Source organism: Marinactinospora endophytica, assembly GCF_054780875.1.
On the sequence record NZ_BAAGVM010000008.1, the window covers coordinates 34,131 to 51,297 of the forward strand.

The 17,167-nt window shown below is 71.0% G+C and carries 13 protein-coding genes and 1 tRNA gene; 12 read left to right on the top strand and 2 right to left on the bottom strand.

Annotated features, from left to right (window positions below):
* Positions 1–5: 5 nt before the first annotated feature.
* From ACYVHU_RS15960 to ACYVHU_RS15985, 6 genes are all read left to right on the top strand, one after another.
* On the top strand, positions 6–851 hold the full coding sequence (locus ACYVHU_RS15960; RefSeq protein ID WP_498948890.1) for a hypothetical protein: 846 nt from the start codon (positions 6–8) through the stop codon (positions 849–851).
* A gap of 554 nt (positions 852–1,405) precedes the next feature.
* Positions 1,406–1,852 (top strand): hypothetical protein, encoded by a 447-nt coding sequence (locus ACYVHU_RS15965; protein WP_498948891.1) that lies wholly within the window; start codon positions 1,406–1,408, stop codon positions 1,850–1,852.
* 97 nt (positions 1,853–1,949) lie between these two features.
* The gene (locus ACYVHU_RS15970; RefSeq protein WP_498948892.1) at positions 1,950–2,099 is read left to right on the top strand and encodes a hypothetical protein; all 150 of its coding nucleotides are present in this window, start codon (positions 1,950–1,952) and stop codon (positions 2,097–2,099) included.
* Between the two features lie 109 nt (positions 2,100–2,208).
* The gene (locus ACYVHU_RS15975) at positions 2,209–3,603 is read left to right on the top strand and encodes a replication initiator (RefSeq protein ID WP_498948893.1); all 1,395 of its coding nucleotides are present in this window, start codon (positions 2,209–2,211) and stop codon (positions 3,601–3,603) included.
* Positions 3,600–3,776, top strand: coding sequence for a helix-turn-helix domain-containing protein (locus tag ACYVHU_RS15980; protein WP_498948894.1), 177 nt, complete (start codon positions 3,600–3,602; stop codon positions 3,774–3,776). The genes ACYVHU_RS15975 and ACYVHU_RS15980 overlap by 4 nt, the downstream gene beginning before the upstream one ends.
* A gap of 21 nt (positions 3,777–3,797) precedes the next feature.
* Complete coding sequence (locus ACYVHU_RS15985) at positions 3,798–4,979, top strand: tyrosine-type recombinase/integrase (protein WP_498948895.1); 1,182 nt, start codon at positions 3,798–3,800, stop codon at positions 4,977–4,979.
* A gap of 118 nt (positions 4,980–5,097) precedes the next feature.
* Here ACYVHU_RS15985 and ACYVHU_RS15990 read toward each other — a convergent pair.
* Positions 5,098–5,185, bottom strand: a tRNA-Leu gene (locus ACYVHU_RS15990).
* Positions 5,186–5,370: 185 nt separating this feature from the next.
* Between ACYVHU_RS15990 and ACYVHU_RS15995 the strand changes: the two genes are divergently transcribed.
* The 3 genes from ACYVHU_RS15995 (at position 5,371) to ACYVHU_RS16005 (ending at position 9,462) form a co-directional block, all read left to right on the top strand.
* Positions 5,371–6,693 carry a M20/M25/M40 family metallo-hydrolase gene (locus tag ACYVHU_RS15995; RefSeq protein WP_498948896.1) on the top strand — a complete coding sequence of 441 codons (1,323 nt, stop codon included), beginning with the start codon at positions 5,371–5,373 and terminating at the stop codon, positions 6,691–6,693.
* 238 nt (positions 6,694–6,931) lie between these two features.
* Positions 6,932–7,855: a hypothetical protein gene (locus ACYVHU_RS16000; RefSeq protein ID WP_498948897.1), complete on the top strand. Its 924-nt coding sequence runs from the start codon at positions 6,932–6,934 to the stop codon at positions 7,853–7,855.
* Positions 7,856–8,445: 590 nt separating this feature from the next.
* A complete protein-coding gene (locus ACYVHU_RS16005; protein WP_498948898.1) occupies positions 8,446–9,462 on the top strand; it encodes a chaplin family protein in 1,017 nt (338 codons plus the stop codon).
* Positions 9,463–9,905: 443 nt separating this feature from the next.
* On the opposite strand, the gene ACYVHU_RS16010 is transcribed toward ACYVHU_RS16005, so the two are convergent.
* On the bottom strand, positions 9,906–10,091 hold the full coding sequence (locus ACYVHU_RS16010; RefSeq protein WP_078763113.1) for a DUF5703 family protein: 186 nt from the start codon (positions 10,089–10,091) through the stop codon (positions 9,906–9,908).
* Positions 10,092–10,333: 242 nt separating this feature from the next.
* Between ACYVHU_RS16010 and topA the strand changes: the two genes are divergently transcribed.
* The 3 genes from topA to ACYVHU_RS16025 all read left to right on the top strand — a co-directional run bounded on the left by topA (position 10,334) and on the right by ACYVHU_RS16025 (position 17,129).
* Positions 10,334–13,075 carry a type I DNA topoisomerase gene (gene topA / locus ACYVHU_RS16015; protein ID WP_498948899.1) on the top strand — a complete coding sequence of 914 codons (2,742 nt, stop codon included), beginning with the start codon at positions 10,334–10,336 and terminating at the stop codon, positions 13,073–13,075.
* A gap of 214 nt (positions 13,076–13,289) precedes the next feature.
* The gene (tmk, locus tag ACYVHU_RS16020; RefSeq protein WP_078763117.1) at positions 13,290–15,347 is read left to right on the top strand and encodes a dTMP kinase; all 2,058 of its coding nucleotides are present in this window, start codon (positions 13,290–13,292) and stop codon (positions 15,345–15,347) included.
* 609 nt (positions 15,348–15,956) lie between these two features.
* Positions 15,957–17,129 carry a DNA polymerase III subunit delta' gene (locus tag ACYVHU_RS16025; RefSeq protein ID WP_078763301.1) on the top strand — a complete coding sequence of 391 codons (1,173 nt, stop codon included), beginning with the start codon at positions 15,957–15,959 and terminating at the stop codon, positions 17,127–17,129.
* Positions 17,130–17,167 lie beyond the last annotated feature (38 nt).

Below are 17,167 nucleotides of genomic sequence, written 5' to 3' on the forward strand. Positions count from 1 at the left end.
ACCCGATGAAGGCGGAGACGTTGAAGCGCCGGGCCGATGCGGCGGCCCAGGTGCGCCGTTACGACACTGATCCGGACGTGGTGGCCTATCGGCTGGAGCGCCGCGCCGTGCTGGGAACCGGCCTGGTGTGGGCGGGCATCGTGCTCGGGCTCGGGTTCACGGTGCCCAACGTGCAGCAGTTCGTGGCCGGAGACGCCGAGCCCTGGTCCATCGTGTGGATCACGGCGTGGTTGCTGGACGTCATGGTCTCACTGCCGCTCATCGGCGTGCTGGTCCTGGAGCAGGCCACCACCCGCTACGAGGTGCCGCTCGGTGTTTGGGCGCGGGTCCTCAAATGGGGGTCGCTGTCGGCGACCTATGCCATGAACACCTGGCATGCCTGGGCCGGGCTGGACGCTGCGGGCATCCTGGTCCACTCCGTGCCGCCGCTGGTGGTGTTCGTCTGCGCAGAGGTGCTGCCCACCGGGCGGGAACGCATCACCGAAGCCGTCCACAAAGCCGCTGCCTCCCTGCCTCGGCTCGACGAGCCCGCGGCCTCGACCACGGTCGAATCCGTCCCGACCGAGCCCGAACCGGAACCGGTGCCCGAACTTCCCTCCTCGGCCCCTGCGGCCTCGGCTTCGACGCCTTCTTCGGTTCCGGTCACTACCTCAACGTCTGAGCCGACCGCTCCGGCCCCATCGGCCTCGCCTCCGGTGGTCGAACCGGCTGATCCGCTGCTCGGCTACGCGGCCCAGGTCGCCGATGCCTACCGGCAGACCCACGGTCAGCCGATCCCGGCAGAGACGTTGCGCCACCGCCTGGGCGTGGCCGATGCGGTGGCGGCTCGACTCCATGCCCAACTCGTCTGAAAGGAGGTGCACTGGTGGGAATCGAATGCCCGTGGTGCAAGGGCACCCGGACCCAACGCAGCAAGAACGGCACGGTGCCGTGCGCCAACTGCAACGGCCAGGGCTGGCGCTGGTGAGAACGATCTGTTCGACCTGCTACGGCCTGGGCGTCACCAGCGAAGGCGCCACCTGTCCGGCCTGCAAGGGCTCAGGCCAGGACACCGACCACGACTGATCGCGGACCGCTTCCACACTGCCGCGACCGCTTCACCTGACCAACCGACCCAACGAGAGGAACGGGACCCTTCATGTCGGGCTGCTGGGACAACCCCAAGGAGACCAAGGAAACCGGGCCGAAGACGATCCTGCGGGGTGGCCGGTGACCTCCGAGGACTGCCGTACCTGCGGCGGCCTGGGCGCGGTACCCGATGAAGAGTCGGTGCAGTTCACCTACATCGCTTGCCCCGACTGCCGCAAGGCCAACTGAAAAGCCCGTGGCGCGGACCGCTTCCACACTGCCGCGCCACGGTTTCACCTACCCAACGAACCCAACGATTCGAAAGGGCACAACCAGTATGACATCCGCAATCAGGTTCGCCGCTGTGTACGCGGCGATGAACGCCGCCCACCAGGTGGGTGACTATCTGGTCCAGACCGACCACCAGGCCGTGTGCAAGCCGGGACGGGCCGACCGGGCCGGAACCGAGCCGGTTGGCGAAGTCGAGTCGTGGGCAGCCAACCAGGCTCACGTGGCCTCCTACCACGCCGTCCAGGTCGCGGCCGTGGTCGCGGCGGCCCGTGTGCTGGGGCTGCGTCTGAACCCGGTGCGGCTGGCCGCTGGAGTGGCGTTCTCCTGGATCACCCATTCGGTGATCGACCGGCGATGGCCCGTCCGGGAGTGGATGACCCGCACCGGGTCCCGGGCCTTCTACGAGGCGGGCGGGGCCGCGCACGTGGACCAGGCCATGCACCATGCCGCCCTGTTCTGCTCCGCTCTCATCGCGAGCGGGGGTGGGCGCTGATGGCCTGGTGCGCTGCCTGCACCTCCTCGCTCGTGGAGGACGTCGACGACGAGACGGTCTTCTGCCACGAGTGCAACGCCTACCGGGGGCGGCTGTCGTGAGCGTCTGCGTCCGCTGCCTCGACCTCGGAACGGTGGTCCAGCACCGCAGCACCCGCGCCCCCGACAACGGGCGGGCGGTCTCACCCGCGGGCTACATCACCGAGACCTACACCGTCCCCTGTCCGGACTGCGGGCACCGGCGGTGACCCACCGCCCCGCCTGACTGACCTTCTCCCGCCCGTGGCGCGGACCGCTTCCACACTGCCGCGCCACGGGCGCCCAACGAACCCAACGACCCGAAAGGTGTGTTTCGTCATGCCTGAACCCGCCCAGCTTGGCGGGCTGCTCGGTCCGGTGCTGGCCGAGCTCGACCAGGGCGACGCGCTTGACCGGTGGATCGACCGGGTGCGCTCGCTGCGGGGCTGCACCAACCCGGTGCACCTGGCCGGAGAGAAGATCCGGGTGGACTCCGGCACCGGTGAGGTGCTGGGCTCCTACTCGACCGCGGCCGAGCCGCGCGGGGAACTGCTGGTGCGGTGCAAGAACCGGCGGGCGGCGGTGTGCGCGGCCTGCTCAGAGGAGTACCGGGCCGATACCTACCAGCTCATCAAGGCCGGTGTCGCGGGCGGCTCCAAGGGCGTGCCTGCCTCGGTGGGGGTGCATCCTCGGGTGTTCATCACGTTGACCGCCCCCAGCTTCGGGGCGGTGCACCGAGGGCCGGGCAAGGACGGCAAGACCCGCATCTGCCACCCGCGCCGGTCGGGGCCGTCGTGCTTCGCCCACCACCGCGCCGAGGATCCGCTGATCGGCCAACCCCTGGACCCTGGGTCCTACGACTACGTGGGCCACGTGCTGTGGCAGGCGCACGCGGGGGAGCTGTGGAGAAGGTTCACCATCCACCTGCGTCACCACCTGGCCTCGGCCGCCGGACTCACCCGGGCCGAGTTCGCCCAACGGGTGCGCGTCTCCTACGCCAAGGTGGCCGAGTTCCAAGCGCGCGGGGTCATCCACTTCCATGCGGTGATCCGCCTGGACGGGGCCTCCCGTGAGCCTCGCTCCTGGCCGCTGCCCCCGGTGTGGGCGTCGCTGGACATGCTCACCTCGGCCGCGGACTCGGCCATCCGTGCCACCTCCCTTGAGGTCTCGGCGGGCGGCGAGTCCTACCGGCTGGCGTGGGGCAACCAGTACGACATCCGGCCGATCGGCGACTTCGGCCCCGACCACGGGGCGCTGTCGGACACGGCGGTGGCCGGCTACATCGCCAAGTACGCCACCAAGGCCGCCGAGGAGGCCGGGGGCCTGGACCGGCGGCTCACTGACCTTGCCCACCTGGACGCCGACCAGGTCCGCCCCCACGTGGCGCGACTGATCGAGACGTGCTGGCGACTGGGCAACCGCCACGTTCACCCGCACCTGGAACACCTCAACCTGCGCAAGTGGGCGCACATGCTCGGCTTCCGGGGCCACTTCGCCACCAAGTCCCGTCGCTACTCCACCACTCTGGGCGCGCTGCGCCAGGCACGCGCCGACTACTCGGCGGGCTACCCGTGGGATGCCGAGACCTGGACCCCGACCCGCCCCGACGACAGCGCAGACACCACGCTCGTCCTCTCCGACTGGCGCTACCTCGGCCAAGGGCTCACCCCCGGCGAGCTCGCCCTGGTCGCCGTCATCACCGGCCGCTCTCCCAGCGAAGGAGCCGCATCGTGAAGACCCTCGAACGGCTGTGGACCCCGAAGGAAGCCGCGGCCTTCCTCGGCGTCTCGGTCAAGACCCTCTACGACTGGCGTTATCGGGAGGTCGGTCCGCCGTCCTACCTCGTCGGCCGCCACGTCCGCTACTTCCCTGACGACCTGCGCGCGTGGGTGCGCGAACAGTGCTAGAAAGGCTGCTCAGTGGCTCGCGTGTGGATCTACGACCGGCAGAACGACAAGCGCTACCGCGAAGCGGTGGCCAAGGCCAAGACGGCCAAACGCACTCCTCCCGGCCGCTGGCAGGTCCGCTGGTATGACCCGGCGGGCAAGCCCAAGGCGCGTACCTTCGTCAAGAAGCCGCAAGCTGAGGCCTATAAGACCGATATTGAGGCCAAGCTCGCTGAGGGCGTCTACCGTGATCCTGCGGCGGGCAAGGTGCGGTTCCGTGAGATGGCGGAAGCGTGGTTGGCGGCCCGGTCGAATCTGAAGCGATCCACCCGGTCGAAGTACCGGGACGCACTTGACGTCCACATCTTGGGGCGGTGGGGAGACCTGCCGTTGTCCGCCATCGAGTTCGAGGACATCGCGGTGTGGATTGTGGAGCTGCACCAGGGCAAGGGCCTGAGCGCCTCGCATGTCCGGGGTATCCACCGGGTGCTGTCGATGGTGCTGGACTGGTGCGTGCCTCGGCGTATCCCGGTGAACCCGGCAAAGGGCGTGCCGCTGCCGAAGCTTCCTCCGAGTGATCACGTCTACCTCTCTCACGACCAGGTGGAAGACCTCGCGGACGCGATTGGATCACTGACCACGAAGCACGGTCACCCGCTCGCGACTGCGAAGGTGAACCGCGCCCTGGTGCTGCTGCTGGCCTATACCGGGCTGCGTTGGGGTGAGGCCGCGGCGCTGCGGGTCCGCTCGGTTGACCTCGGCAAGCGCCGTATTCGCGTGGTCAGCGCCTTCGCTGAGGATGATGGGGAACTGTACGAGGACACACCGAAGACGGGGGAGCGACGATCAGTTCCGGTTCCTCGTTTCCTCGTCGCTGAGCTTGAGCCGCTGCTCGCTGGTCGTGACGCTGATGCCTTAGTGTTCACCACCGATCGGGGTAACCCGCTGCGTCTGCGGAACTGGCGCTATCGGGAGTTCGCCATGGCGCGGAAGAAGGCGGGGCTTGATGGGATCGGTCTCACTCCGCACAAGCTCCGGCACACCGCGGCCTCACTGGCCATTGCGGCGGGGGCTGACGTCTACGTGGTTCAGAAGATGCTCGGCCACGCCAAGCCGTCAATGACTCTCGATGTCTACGGGCATCTGTGGCCGGACCGGTTGGACGAAGTGGCGGACATCCTCGACGTGCGCCGGTCTGAGACAGCCAGGAGGCGGGCTGAGTAGAGGCCACCAAAACCTAAAGGCCGCACCGGATCATGTGCACTGTATGTGCAACGCTCTGGTGCGGCCTTGATGTCTCCAGTCCTTTGTGGGCCTCTGACCTGCTGTGGGACTGGTTTTCTGGTGTCCGAGGGGGGACTTGAACCCCCATGCCCTTAACGGGCACTAGCACCTCAAGCTAGCGCGTCTACCTATTCCGCCACCCGGACTGGGTTTCCGGCGGTCCTTGCCGCCGAACAAGGTCAACGATAGCAAACGTCAGGCGTTACCCGTACATCGTTTTCGCCGAACCGATCGCGCGGTGGGAGACGTCACGAGGGAGCGACACGCGAGGGGGAGAGGGAGGACGATGGGGAGGGCAGGCAGTCCAGACACGGAGAGGAAGCGATCTGGCATGGCGAACGAGCGTGAGGCGCCGAGCGCGGCGGAGGTCGAGGTCGTCGACCTGTGCCGGGAGCTCATCGCGATCGACACCTCCAACTACGGCGACCACTCGGGTCCGGGGGAGCGGGCGGCGGCCGAGTACGTCGCGGAGAAACTCGACGAGGTGGGGGTGGAGTCCCGCATCTACGAGTCGCATCCCGGCCGCAGCAGCCTGGTCGCGCGCATCGCGGGCGCCGACCCCGCCCGCCCGCCCCTGCTGATCCACGGTCACCTCGACGTGGTCCCGGCCGACGCGGACGACTGGACCCACCACCCCTTCTCCGGCGAGGTCGCCGACGGGTGCGTGTGGGGGCGCGGCGCGGTCGACATGAAGGACATGGACGCCATGGTCCTCGCGGTGGTGCGGCAGCGGATGCGCGAGGGGCGCACGCCGCCGCGCGACATCGTCCTGGCGTTCCTCGCCGACGAGGAGGCCGGCGGCTCCTGGGGCGCCCAGTGGCTGGTGGACCGGCACCCGGAGCTGTTCGCCGACTGCTCCGAGGCGATCAGCGAGGTCGGCGGGTTCAGTCTCACGGTCGGCGAGAACCGGCGCATGTACCTGGTCGAGACCGCCGAGAAGGGCATCGCCTGGATGAGGCTGACCGCCCGCGGCACCGCAGGGCACGGGTCGATGGTCAACGACGACAACGCCGTCACCGAGCTCGCCGAGGCGGTCGCCCGGCTGGGCCGGCACCGCTTCCCGGTCCGCCTGACCAAGACGGTCCGGCTGTTCCTGGAGGAGGTGTGCGAGGCGTTCGGCGTCGAGTTCGACGAGGACGACGTCGAGGCGACGGTCGCCCGCCTCGGCCCGATCGCGACGATGATCGGCGCGACGCTGCGCAACTCGGTCAACCCGACCGTGCTCAGCGGCGGTTACAAGGCCAACGTGGTCCCGGGGTCGGCGACGGCGCAGGTGGACGGCCGGTTCCTGCCCGGGACCGAGGAGGAGTACTTCGCCGAGATCGACCGGCTGCTCGGCCCCAAGGTGAGCCGCGAGTTCATCCAGTACCTGCCATCGGTCGAGACGGAGTTCGAGGGCGGGATCGTCTCGGCGATGGCCGACTCGCTCCTGGCGGAGGACCCGGGCGCCATGGCGGTCCCCTACTGCCTGTCCGGGGGGACCGACGCCAAGAGCTTCCAGAAGCTGGGCATCAGGAACTACGGTTTCGCGCCCCTGAAGCTGCCCCCGGAACTGAACTTCGCCGGCATGTTCCACGGCGTGGACGAGCGTGTCCCCGTGGACGGGCTGCGCTTCGGCGTCCGCGTCCTCGACCGTTTCCTGGACCTGAGCTGAGGCGGTCCCGGGCCGTCGGACCGTTCCGGCGGCCCGGGGCGCGTCGATCCTCCCGTTCGGGTTGCGCGCACACCTCTGCGTAGTGCTACGGTAACTCTCGGTTGCCGGAGGTGATTCTCCGTACACCGCTCGCGCGACGTCTTCGCGTGATCCTTCGATGTGCCGAACCGAGAGGTTTTCCATGGTGCTGACAGACCGGAAGCGGCGGGGCGATGCCCTCCGCGCGGTTTGTGGCGCCGTGGCCCCCTCGATCCGCCGTCTTCTCGCCCTGGGCGGCCTCGCCGCCGCGGGGTGGCTCGTCGCCGGCGCCGCGCCCGTCGCCGCCGACACCCTTGCGGCCGGTCCGTCCGCGGTGCTCTCCGCGGAACGCCTGGCCGCGCCGTCCTCTTCCGAGACGGCCGACGTGACCGGTCTCACCGACACCCACGAGACCGGCGAGGCCGCGCGTCACGCGGTCGGCTCCCTGGCCCATGGCGCCGGAGTCTCCGTCGCCGAGGCGGTCGGTACCGGCCGCGAGATCGGCGCGCGACTCGACCGCTCCCTCGGGGGTGGCGACACCGCTCTCACCGAACAGGTCTCCGAAGGACTGGCCCAACCCGCCGCCGGGCTGCGCGACGGGCTCGGGCGGGCGATCGACCCCCACCAGTCCGGGGGGCCGCTGACCGGCCTCGCGGGTGACGAACTCGGGCTGATCCGCGACACGCTCGAACAGCCCGGTGACATCATCACCGTCCGGCCGGGGGCGCACGAGCGGGGCGACCTGCCCGCCGAGCACCCGACCGGCGTCGCGGCCGAGTCCGCCCAGCGCGACGACGCTCCCGAACCCTCCGAAACCCCGGAGGACGTCGACGAGGTCTCCGGCGACCAGGAGGTGGTGGTGCCGATGAGCGCCGCGCCCCTCCTGTTCTCCACCGCCTCCGACACCGCTCCCGACGAGACGCCGGACCCCGCCACCTCGGGGGGACGCGCGTGGGGGCACGCCGGCTCCGACTCCGCTGGAACCGTGTCCTCGTCCTCCCCTTCGCCCGGTCCCGCCGCCGCGGGTTTCCTGGCCCAGCAGTTCGGGACGCTCCGGCCGCTCGCCGAGCGCGTCGCCCTGCCCGGCGACCCCACTCTTGTCGTCCGCGACGCCGCCGACGACCCCTCTTTCTCTCCTGACTAGTTCGTCTCTCCCGGGCGGTCGCCGACCCCGCGCCTGAGCCGCGCTGTTCGCGCCGACCCGACCAGACCGTCAGGGCCTCGTCCCATTGGTCTGCACACCGGCGCGCCCGTTCTCCGCCGTGACCGCCGCCCCGGACCGAACCGGTTCCCCGTCCGACGCTCCACCGCGCTCCTTTCGAGATTGCAGGGGTCACCCATGTCCATCGAGAAGCACAAAACACGATTCGTCGCTCATGTCAGCACCGGGACGGCTCCCACCGCGAGCCGGACCACGGCCCTCCCGCCCGGTTAGGGCGGAACCCGGCTGCCCGGTCCCATCGACCGGGGGTCGACGTGAGTCCCGCGCCGCGACGACGTTCGCGGGGTTCACGTCGGTCACCGCCCCTCCAGGGCGGAGCCGACCGGACGTGCACCACACGTCGCGCCTCCCCCGGGAAGCGCAGCGCGTCCCTCCCCGCCCGAACCGCACCCGCCAGGTGCGACATCCCGGGCGGCCTTCGGCCCGGAACGGCGCTCCAGCCAGGAGCGGCCCGTCCCGAGGCCCGCAGAGCCCATCTCATCTCGCAAGACTCGTTCGAAAGGAACACCCACATGCGGAAGTGGGTCCGTACCTCGGCCAAGACCGCCCTGCTCACCGCGGGCTTCGTCGCCCTCGGCAGCGGCATCTCCTTCGCCGACACCGAGGCGGTCACCTCTGGTGACGGCTCGATCCTGGGCGGCAATCAACTCGTCGTCGACGCCGACGTCCCGGTCAACGTCTCCGGCAACGCGGTCGCCGCTGTCGCCGCTGCCGCCGCCGCGGTCTCCGAGGACACCGGCGCGGTCGTCTACGACAAGGGTGGTAAGGGGGGTGATGACCAAGACCTCACCTCCTCCGGCGACGGTTCGGTGGCCGGCGGCAACCAGGCCGCGGTCGACGCCGACGTCCCGGTCAACGTCTCGGGCAACGCCGTCGCGGCCGTCCTCGCCACGGCCGCCGCCGTCTCCGAGGACACCGGCGCGGCCGTGATCGAGGGAGGACACCGCTCCACCGACCGCCACCACGACGCCTACCGCACCCACCAGCTCTCCGCGGTGGAGGAGACCGAGAACAACCTGCTGGCCCCGCTCGGCACCACGGGCCGGATCCTGGAGCACACCGGCGGTGTGATGGCCGGGGTGCCCCAGAGCGTCGAGCGTCAGCACCAGTTCTCGCCCAGCGAAGGCGACGCCGAGAACGTGACGGGGCCGGTGCGCGCCGTCGGCTCGGTCGTGGAGCACGCCGGATCGGTCATGGGCACGGTCGCCGAGCCCCGGACCGCGGACCGCGGGATCACCGGGCTGGTGGACCGCGCCGACGCGGCGGTCGAGCAGACCGGTTCCTTCCTGCGGGACGGACGCGAGTCGCAGCGCGGCGAGATGCGCCACCACCCCACCACGGGCCTCGGCGGGAACGCGACCGGCCCGTTGGAGAACCTGCTCCCCGAGCCCGCCGAGACGCTGCCGAAGATCGGCGCGCACACCGAGTCCATGCTGGCCGGCGCGGCGGAGAGCGTCACGCACCGGGCGTTGCCCGAGATGAGCGGCCTGCCCAGGCTGGGCGAGACGATGGACATGACCGGCCTGTAGGCTCCCCGGAGCCCGGCACCGTCCGGGCCGGACCCGTCCCGGTCCGGCCGGTGCGCGGGCCCCGGATCTTACGGGCGTCCGGTCGTCGACCGGCCCTGATGTCCTCCTTGCGGCGGACGGACGGAGGGGCTGGACGGACGATCTGATCCCGTTGGCGTGTCACGTCCGGTGAGCGGCCGGTCCCGACGTCCTCCTTGCGGCGGACGGGCGGAGGGGCGCGGACGCTCGGTCCCGTCGACGTGCCACGCCTGGCGACCGGCCGGTCCCGACGTCCTCCTTGCGGCGGACGGGCGGAGGGGCCGACCGAAGTCGCCGAACAACCTAGGCGGGCCACCCCGGAATAACCGGGGTGGCCCGCTCCTTGGCGTTACAGGGCCGGGTGGGCATGGGGTCTCCCCGTGCCGGATTCCACCCGTCTCCCGGCACCTGTGCAGTGATGTAAATCACATGAAGCGATTCTGTCGGATGATCTTGCGACGCAGGGTCACCTTCCGGGTCCCGTCGGGATACAGCCGGACCCGGGCGAGTTCCCATCGCCCGTATTCGGCGTGCTCGGTCAGGGCCTGCCGGGCGGCGCTACGCGACGTGCCGCGCGGAAAGCGGAGCTCCTGGTACTCGTACTCAAGCATTGCGCCTATTCTGCGACTGCTGGAGGGTGTTGTGCCATAGCGTTCACTCACGCGGGTGATCGCCCCACCGCTCCCACAGGACATTGCGGTTCTCGGAAAAGACGAGGAACCGGCCGGCCGCGCCGACTCGGGCGGCGAAGAACCGACCCCTTCGGTTACCGTCAGTGGCTGGGGACCGATACTCGCGATCCGCCGACTCGATCGCGCAGACGACGACGCAAGGCTAGATGTAGGGGAAGAGCGTGCCACCCAAGAAGGGCAGCGCCGGCAGGAACGGCTCGAACGACACCGGAAGGGGCGGAGGAAACCGCCTCGTCATCGTCGAGTCGCCTGCGAAGGCCAAGACGATCGCCGGCTATCTCGGCCGGGGCTACGTCGTGGAGTCCAGCATCGGCCACATCCGCGACCTGCCGACCAAGGCCGCCGAGATCCCGGCCCGGTACAAGGGCGAGCCGTGGGCGCGCCTGGGCGTCGATGTCGACCACGACTTCGAACCGCTCTACGTCGTCACCGCCGACAAGAAGTCCCACGTCAAGAAGTTGAAGGAGCTGCTGGCCGAGGCCGACGAGCTCTACCTCGCCACCGATGAGGACCGCGAGGGCGAGGCCATCGCCTGGCACCTGCGCGAGGAGCTCAAGCCGAAGATCCCGGTCAAGCGGATGGTGTTCAACGAGATCACCAAGGACGCGATCCGGCGCGCGGCGGAGAACACCCGCGACCTCAACCTGCGGCTCGTCGACGCCCAGGAGACCCGTCGCATCCTCGACCGGCTCTACGGCTACGAGGTGTCGCCGGTCCTGTGGAAGAAGGTCATGCCGAAACTCTCGGCGGGCCGGGTCCAGTCGGTGGCCACCCGCCTGGTCGTCGAACGCGAACGCGAACGGATCGCGTTCACCGCCGCCGAGTACTGGGGTCTCAAGGCGCTCTTCGACGCCGCGGGGAACGGCTCGGGGGCCGACCCCTCGGTCTTCCCCGCCGCCCTCGTCTCGGTCGATGGCGCCCGCGTCGCCCAGGGGCGCGACTTCACCGCCCAGGGACGGCTGCGCTCGGAGTCGGGCGTGCTCCACCTGGACGAGGACGCGGCCCGGGCGCTGGCCGGCCGACTGGTCGGCGCGCACTTCGCGGTCCGCTCGGTCGAGCGCAAGCCCTACCGACGCTCCCCCTACGCGCCGTTTCGCACCACGACGCTGCAACAGGAGGCGTCGCGCAAGCTCGGCTTCTCGGCCAAGCAGACGATGCAGGTGGCCCAGCGGCTCTACGAGAACGGCTTCATCACCTATATGCGGACCGACAGCACCACGCTGTCGGAGAGCGCCATCGCCGCGGCCCGCGACCAGGCGACCCGGCTGTACGGCGCCTCCCACGTGCCCGACAAGCCGCGCGTCTACGCGGCCAAGGTGAAGAACGCGCAGGAGGCGCACGAGGCCATCCGCCCGGCGGGCGACTCCTTCCGCACCCCGGCCGAGACCGGCCTGAGCGGCGCCGAGCTGCGGCTCTACGAGCTCATCTGGAAGCGCACGGTCGCCTCCCAGATGAAGGACGCCGTCGGCGAGTCGGTGAGCGTGCGCGTGGCGGGCACCTCCACCTCAGGGGAGAACGTCGAGTTCGGCGCCTCCGGCAAGATCATCACCTTCCACGGCTTCCTCAAGGCCTACGTCGAGGGGGCCGACGACCCCGAGGCCGAGCTCGACGACCGCGAGCGCCGGTTGCCGCCGTTGGAGGAGGGCGACACCCTCAAGGCCGAGAGCATCGAGGCCGAGGGGCACAGCACCCGTCCGCCCGCGCGCTACACCGAGGCCACCCTGGTCAAGGAGCTGGAGGATCGCGAGATCGGCCGCCCCTCGACCTACGCCTCGATCATCGGCACGATCCTGGACCGCGGCTACGTGTTCAAGAAGGGCTCGGCCCTGGTGCCGTCCTTCCTCGCGTTCGCCGTCGTGCAGCTGCTGGAGCGCCACTTCGGCAACCTGGTCGACTACGACTTCACCGCGCGCATGGAGGACATGCTCGACGACATCGCGCGGGGCGAGGCCGAACGGGTGCCGTGGCTGCGCCGCTTTTACCACGGCGGTGAGGACGAGGCCGGTCTCAAGGAACTGGTCGACGACCACCTCGCCGACATCGACCCCAAGGAGGTCAGCTCCTTCCCGCTGGCCGGCACCGACATCATGATCCGGGTCGGGCGGTTCGGGCCCTACCTCGAACGCGACGGCCAGCGGGTCAACGTGCCCGAGGACCTGGCGCCCGATGAGCTCACCAAGGACAAGGCCGAGGAGCTGTTCGCCCAGCCCAGCGGCGACCGCGAGCTCGGGACCGATCCCGAGACCGGCCGTCTGGTGGTGGCGCGCAACGGGCGGTTCGGCCCCTATGTGACCGAGGTCCTGGAGGAGCCCGCGGCCGAGCCCGAGGGCGGGACCAAGACCAAGACGCGCAAGAAGGCCGCGGCGCCCAAGCCGCGCACCGCCTCGCTGCTGAAGTCGATGTCGCTGGACACGGTCACACTGGAGGACGCGCTGAGACTGCTGTCGCTGCCGCGCGTGGTCGGCGAGATCGACGGCGAGGAGGTCACCGCGCAGAACGGTCGTTACGGTCCCTACCTGAAGAAGGGCACCGACAGCCGTTCGCTGGAGACCGAGGAGCAGATGTTCACGGTCACCATCGACCAGGCCAGGGAGCTGTTCGCCAAGCCCAAGCAGCGGGGCCGGCGGGCGTCGGCCGCCGCGCCGTTGCGTGAACTCGGCAACGACCCGGTCAGCGGCAAGCCGATGGTCGTCAAGGACGGCCGGTTCGGACCGTACGTGACCGACGGCGAGACCAACGCCTCCCTGCGCAAGGGCGACGAGGTGGAGTCGATCACCGACGAGAGGGCCGCCGAGCTGCTCGCCGAACGGCGGGCCAAGGCGCCGGCGAAGAAGCCGGCCGCCAAGAAGCCCGCGGCCAAGAAGCCCGCCGCGAAGAAGAAGCCGGCGCCGAAGAAGTCCTGACCCGGCGACACCCGCCTGACCGGCCGTGCCGCGGTCCCGCCCGGGGCCGCGGCACGGCCGTGTCCGGGCCTTCCCCACGCGGTAGTGTGTTGTGGATCACATGTGTTGTCGGAGGGGTGAACACGCAGGAGGGCCGCGTTATGCGCGTTCCGTCACGAATAGGAGCTGGACCGAAAGCGCGGTTAGGGTCTGAACCGTCGCTACGCTTTTCGCCATGAGCAGATCTGGACCATTCGGGGAGCCGGGCGAGACCCGCTCCGTCCTGGCGATCAAGCCGTTCCGGCGGCTGTGGATCTCGCTGTCGCTGTCCAGCCTCGGCGACTGGCTCAGCCTGCTCGCCCTCATGTCGCTGGCCACGATCCTCACCCAGGACCGCAGCCCGCTCGTGCAGTACTTCGCCGTCAGCGGCGTGGTCCTGCTCAAGCTGCTGCCCTCGATCCTGTTGAGCCCCCTCGCCGGGGCCCTCGCCGACCGCATCGACCGGCGCCTCACCATGGTCGTCGGCGACATCCTGCGCGGTCTGCTCTACATCTCCATCCCGATCGTGGGCCGCCTCGACTGGTTGCTGATCGCCAACTTCCTGGCCGAGTGCGTGGCCCTGTTCTGGGCCCCGGCCAAGGACGCCACCGTCCCCAACCTCGTCCCCAAGAACAAGCTGGAACAGGCCAACCAGCTCAGCCTGTTCAGCACCTACGGTTCCGCCCCGGTCGCCGCGGGACTGTTCGCGCTCCTGGCCGCGTTCAGCTCGGTGCTCGGCGGGCTGTTCCCCTCCCTGGGCACCCCCGAGGCCGACCTCGCCCTCTACATCAACGGCGTCACCTTCTTCGTCGCGGCGGTCGTCATCTGGCGCCTGCCCGTCCCCGCGCGGGAGCCCGCCACCGCCGACCGTTCCTCGGTCCTGCGCACGATCTGGGAGGGATGGCGTTTCGCCGGCACCACCCCCCTGGTCCGCGGTCTGCTCCTGGGGATGCTCGGGGCCTTCGCGGCCGGCGGCGCGGTCGTCGGCGTGGCCCGCCTGTTCGTCGAGACGCTGGGCGCCGGCAACGCCGGGTTCGGTGTGATGTTCGGCGCGGTGTTCGCCGGCATGGCCGTCGGGATGTTCGCCGGCCCGCGCATCCTGCGCGACTTCAGCCGGCGTCGGCTGTTCGGCCTGGGCCTGGGCATGTCGGCGGTCGCCCTGCTGCTGGTGGGCCTCATCCCCAACATGGTCTTCGCCGCCGGGATGACCGTGCTCGTCGGCGCGGGCGCGGGTGTCGCCTGGGTGACCGGGCTGACGATGCTGGGCCGTGAGGTCGAGGACGACATCCGCGGGCGGACCTTCGCGTTCCTGCACGCCGCCGCGAAGATCGTGCTCATGGGCTCGGTCGCGGTCGCCCCGCTGCTGGCCGGACTGATCGGCTCGCACCGCTGGCAGGTGCGCGAGCTCACCTACGACTTCTCCGGTTCGGCCGGGGTCCTGCTCATCGCGGCGCTGTTGTTGCTGCTGGTGGCCTTCGTCTCCTACCGGCAGATGAACGACTCCCCCGAGGTCTCCCTGCTCACCGAGCTGGTCGCCGCGGTGCGGGGGGTGCCGCTGTCGCGTCCCCAGGAGGCCGCCGGTGTCCGTGGCACGTTCATCGTGCTGGAGGGGGGAGAGGGCGCCGGCAAGTCCACGCAGGCCCGGCAGCTGGCCATCTGGCTGCGCGAGGAGGGCTTCGACGTGGTCACCACGCGCGAGCCCGGCGCCACGAAGCTCGGCATGCGGCTGCGCGCGCTGCTGCTGGACAAGGAGCACACCGGGATGTCGGCGCGCGCCGAGGCGCTGCTGTACGCCGCCGACCGCGCCGAGCACGTCAGCTCGGTCATCCGGCCGGCCCTGGAGCGTGGCGCGATCGTCGTCAGCGACCGCTACGTCGACTCCACCCTCGCCTATCAGGGGGCCGGGCGCGAGCTGGCCACCAGCGACGTCGCCCGGATCAACGAGTGGGCTACCGGGGGGCTGGTCCCCGACCTGACCATCCTGCTCGACCTCCCGGTCGGCCTGGGGATGGCCCGCCACGGCCGGCCCGCCGACCGGCTTGAGGCCGAACCCGAGGAGTTCCACGAGCGGGTGCGCGCGGGGTTCCGCGCGCTCGCCGAGCGCGCCCCGGAACGCTACCTGGTGCTCGACGCGCAGCGGCCGCAGGAGGAGATCACCCGCGAGATCCGGCGTCGCATCCGCCCGATCCTGCCCGACCCGGTTCCCGGGGACGCCGAGGAGATCACCGGAATGCTGCCGATCATCAAGGACTGAGCACGGCACCCCGCGGGTGCCCCGGGGCGGCGGCCGGAGCGCGCCGCGCCGGGGCCGGCCGAGGGGCGCGAGCGTGGCCGGACGCCCGGCCGGGACCTCCCGGCCGGGCGTCGCGCGTTCGACCGTGGCGTCCAGGGCCGTCACCGGTTTTGGAAGACGGGTGTCGTCGGGGGAGTCGGCGGGCCGCTCGCGTGGCCCGGGGAAGGTGTCCGCTCCGGGTGCACTGAGCGGTGGCGGCGCCGCACCGCGCGGGTTCCCGGCGGACCGGAGACGCCCGAGGTGCCGGCCGTTTCGCCGGCACGACCGCCACCCCCATCCCACGCCTCCGGCCGGGCCACGCGGGCCGCTCGCGGGGTGCCCGCGTCGCGTACCTTCCCGGCCGCCCGGCCCACGGCGTCCCGGGCGCCGACAACGCCGAGGAGGCGGCCCCGGCCCGGCGACCAGCGACGCCCACCACGGCGGTCACCCCAGGCCCCGCCTGGCCCGCGAAGCCGCGCCGGAGCCGGCCGGGATGACGGGGACACCCGGGCCGTCCACGAGGAAGGGGACGGGGGACGTCGTGTGGATCACCGCCCGGCGCGTCCCCGCGGGCTCCTATGCTGGTTCACGATGAGCGTCTTCGACGACCTGGTGGGCCAGGACACGGTGATCGAGCAGCTGCGCTCGGCCACGCGGGCGGCGGACGACCTGCTGGCCGGCGGCGCCGGCGCGGGCATGACGCACGCCTGGCTGTTCACCGGACCGCCCGGCTCGGGCCGCTCCGAGGCCGCGCGCGCCTTCGCCGCGGCGTTGCAGTGCCCTGACGGCGGCTGCGGCCACTGCCCCTCCTGCCACCAGGTCCTCACCGGCACCCACGCCGACGTGCTGTACGTACGCCCCAGCGGCCTGAGCTTCGGGGTGGACAAGACCCGCGACCTCGTCCTGCGCGCGGCCTCCAGCCCCACCGGGGGGCGGTTCCGCGTCGTGCTGTTCGAGGACGCCGACCGCGCCACCGAGGCCGCCTCCAACGCGCTGCTCAAGGCGGTCGAGGAGCCCGCCCCCCGCACCGTGTGGCTGCTGTGCACGCCCACCGCCGAGGACCTCCTGGTCACCATCCGGTCCCGCTGCCGCCTGGTCACGTTGCGCACGCCCACCACTGACGCCGTCGTCGACGCGCTGGTGCGGCGCGACGGTGTCGACCCCGGCGTCGCCGCCGAGGCGGCCCGCGCCGCGGCCGGCGATGTCGAGCGGGCCCGTCGGCTCGCCACCGACCCCGCCACCCGCGACCGGCGCGAGGAGGTGCTGTCCATCCCCGCGCGCCTCGACGGGCTGGGCGCGTGCGTCTCCGCGGCGGCCCGCCTCTACGAGCTCGCCGAGGCCGACGCCAAGGAGAGCACCAGCGCGCTCGACGAACGCGAGAAGGCCGACATGAAGGCCGCGTTCGGCGAGGGGTCCACCGGCAAGGGGGTCGCCAAGGCGGTCCGCGGCGCCGCCGGGGCCCTCAAGGACCTTGAGGAGCAGCAGAAACGCCGCGCCACCCGGATCAAGCGCGACGCCTACGACCTCGCGCTGATGGATCTCGCCGCGTTCTACCGGGACGTCCTCGCCGTGCAGATGGGGGCGACCGTGCAACTGAGCACGGCGAACCGCCGGGCCGACCTGGAACGGGTCGCGGCCTCCTCGACGCCCGAGTCCACCCTGCGCCGCATCGACGCCATCATGGAGTGCCGCCGCAGGATCGGCGCCAACGTCCACCCGCAGATCGCGATGGAGGCCATGACCGCGGCCCTGTACCTCGGGTGAGCCGGAAAGGCCGTGGCCCGTCCCGGCCTCATCCCTCC

Coding starts and splice junctions, on each gene's coding strand:
- ACYVHU_RS15960 (WP_498948890.1), top strand. CDS start 6: ATGAAGGCGGAGACGTTGAAGCGCCGGGCCGATGCGGCGGCCCAGGTG.
- ACYVHU_RS15965 (WP_498948891.1), top strand. CDS start 1,406: ATGACATCCGCAATCAGGTTCGCCGCTGTGTACGCGGCGATGAACGCC.
- ACYVHU_RS15975 (WP_498948893.1), top strand. CDS start 2,209: ATGCCTGAACCCGCCCAGCTTGGCGGGCTGCTCGGTCCGGTGCTGGCC.
- ACYVHU_RS15995 (WP_498948896.1), top strand. CDS start 5,371: ATGGCGAACGAGCGTGAGGCGCCGAGCGCGGCGGAGGTCGAGGTCGTC.
- ACYVHU_RS16005 (WP_498948898.1), top strand. CDS start 8,446: ATGCGGAAGTGGGTCCGTACCTCGGCCAAGACCGCCCTGCTCACCGCG.
- ACYVHU_RS16010 (WP_078763113.1), bottom strand. CDS start 10,091: ATGCTTGAGTACGAGTACCAGGAGCTCCGCTTTCCGCGCGGCACGTCG.
- tmk (WP_078763117.1), top strand. CDS start 13,290: ATGAGCAGATCTGGACCATTCGGGGAGCCGGGCGAGACCCGCTCCGTC.
- ACYVHU_RS16025 (WP_078763301.1), top strand. CDS start 15,957: ATGAGCGTCTTCGACGACCTGGTGGGCCAGGACACGGTGATCGAGCAG.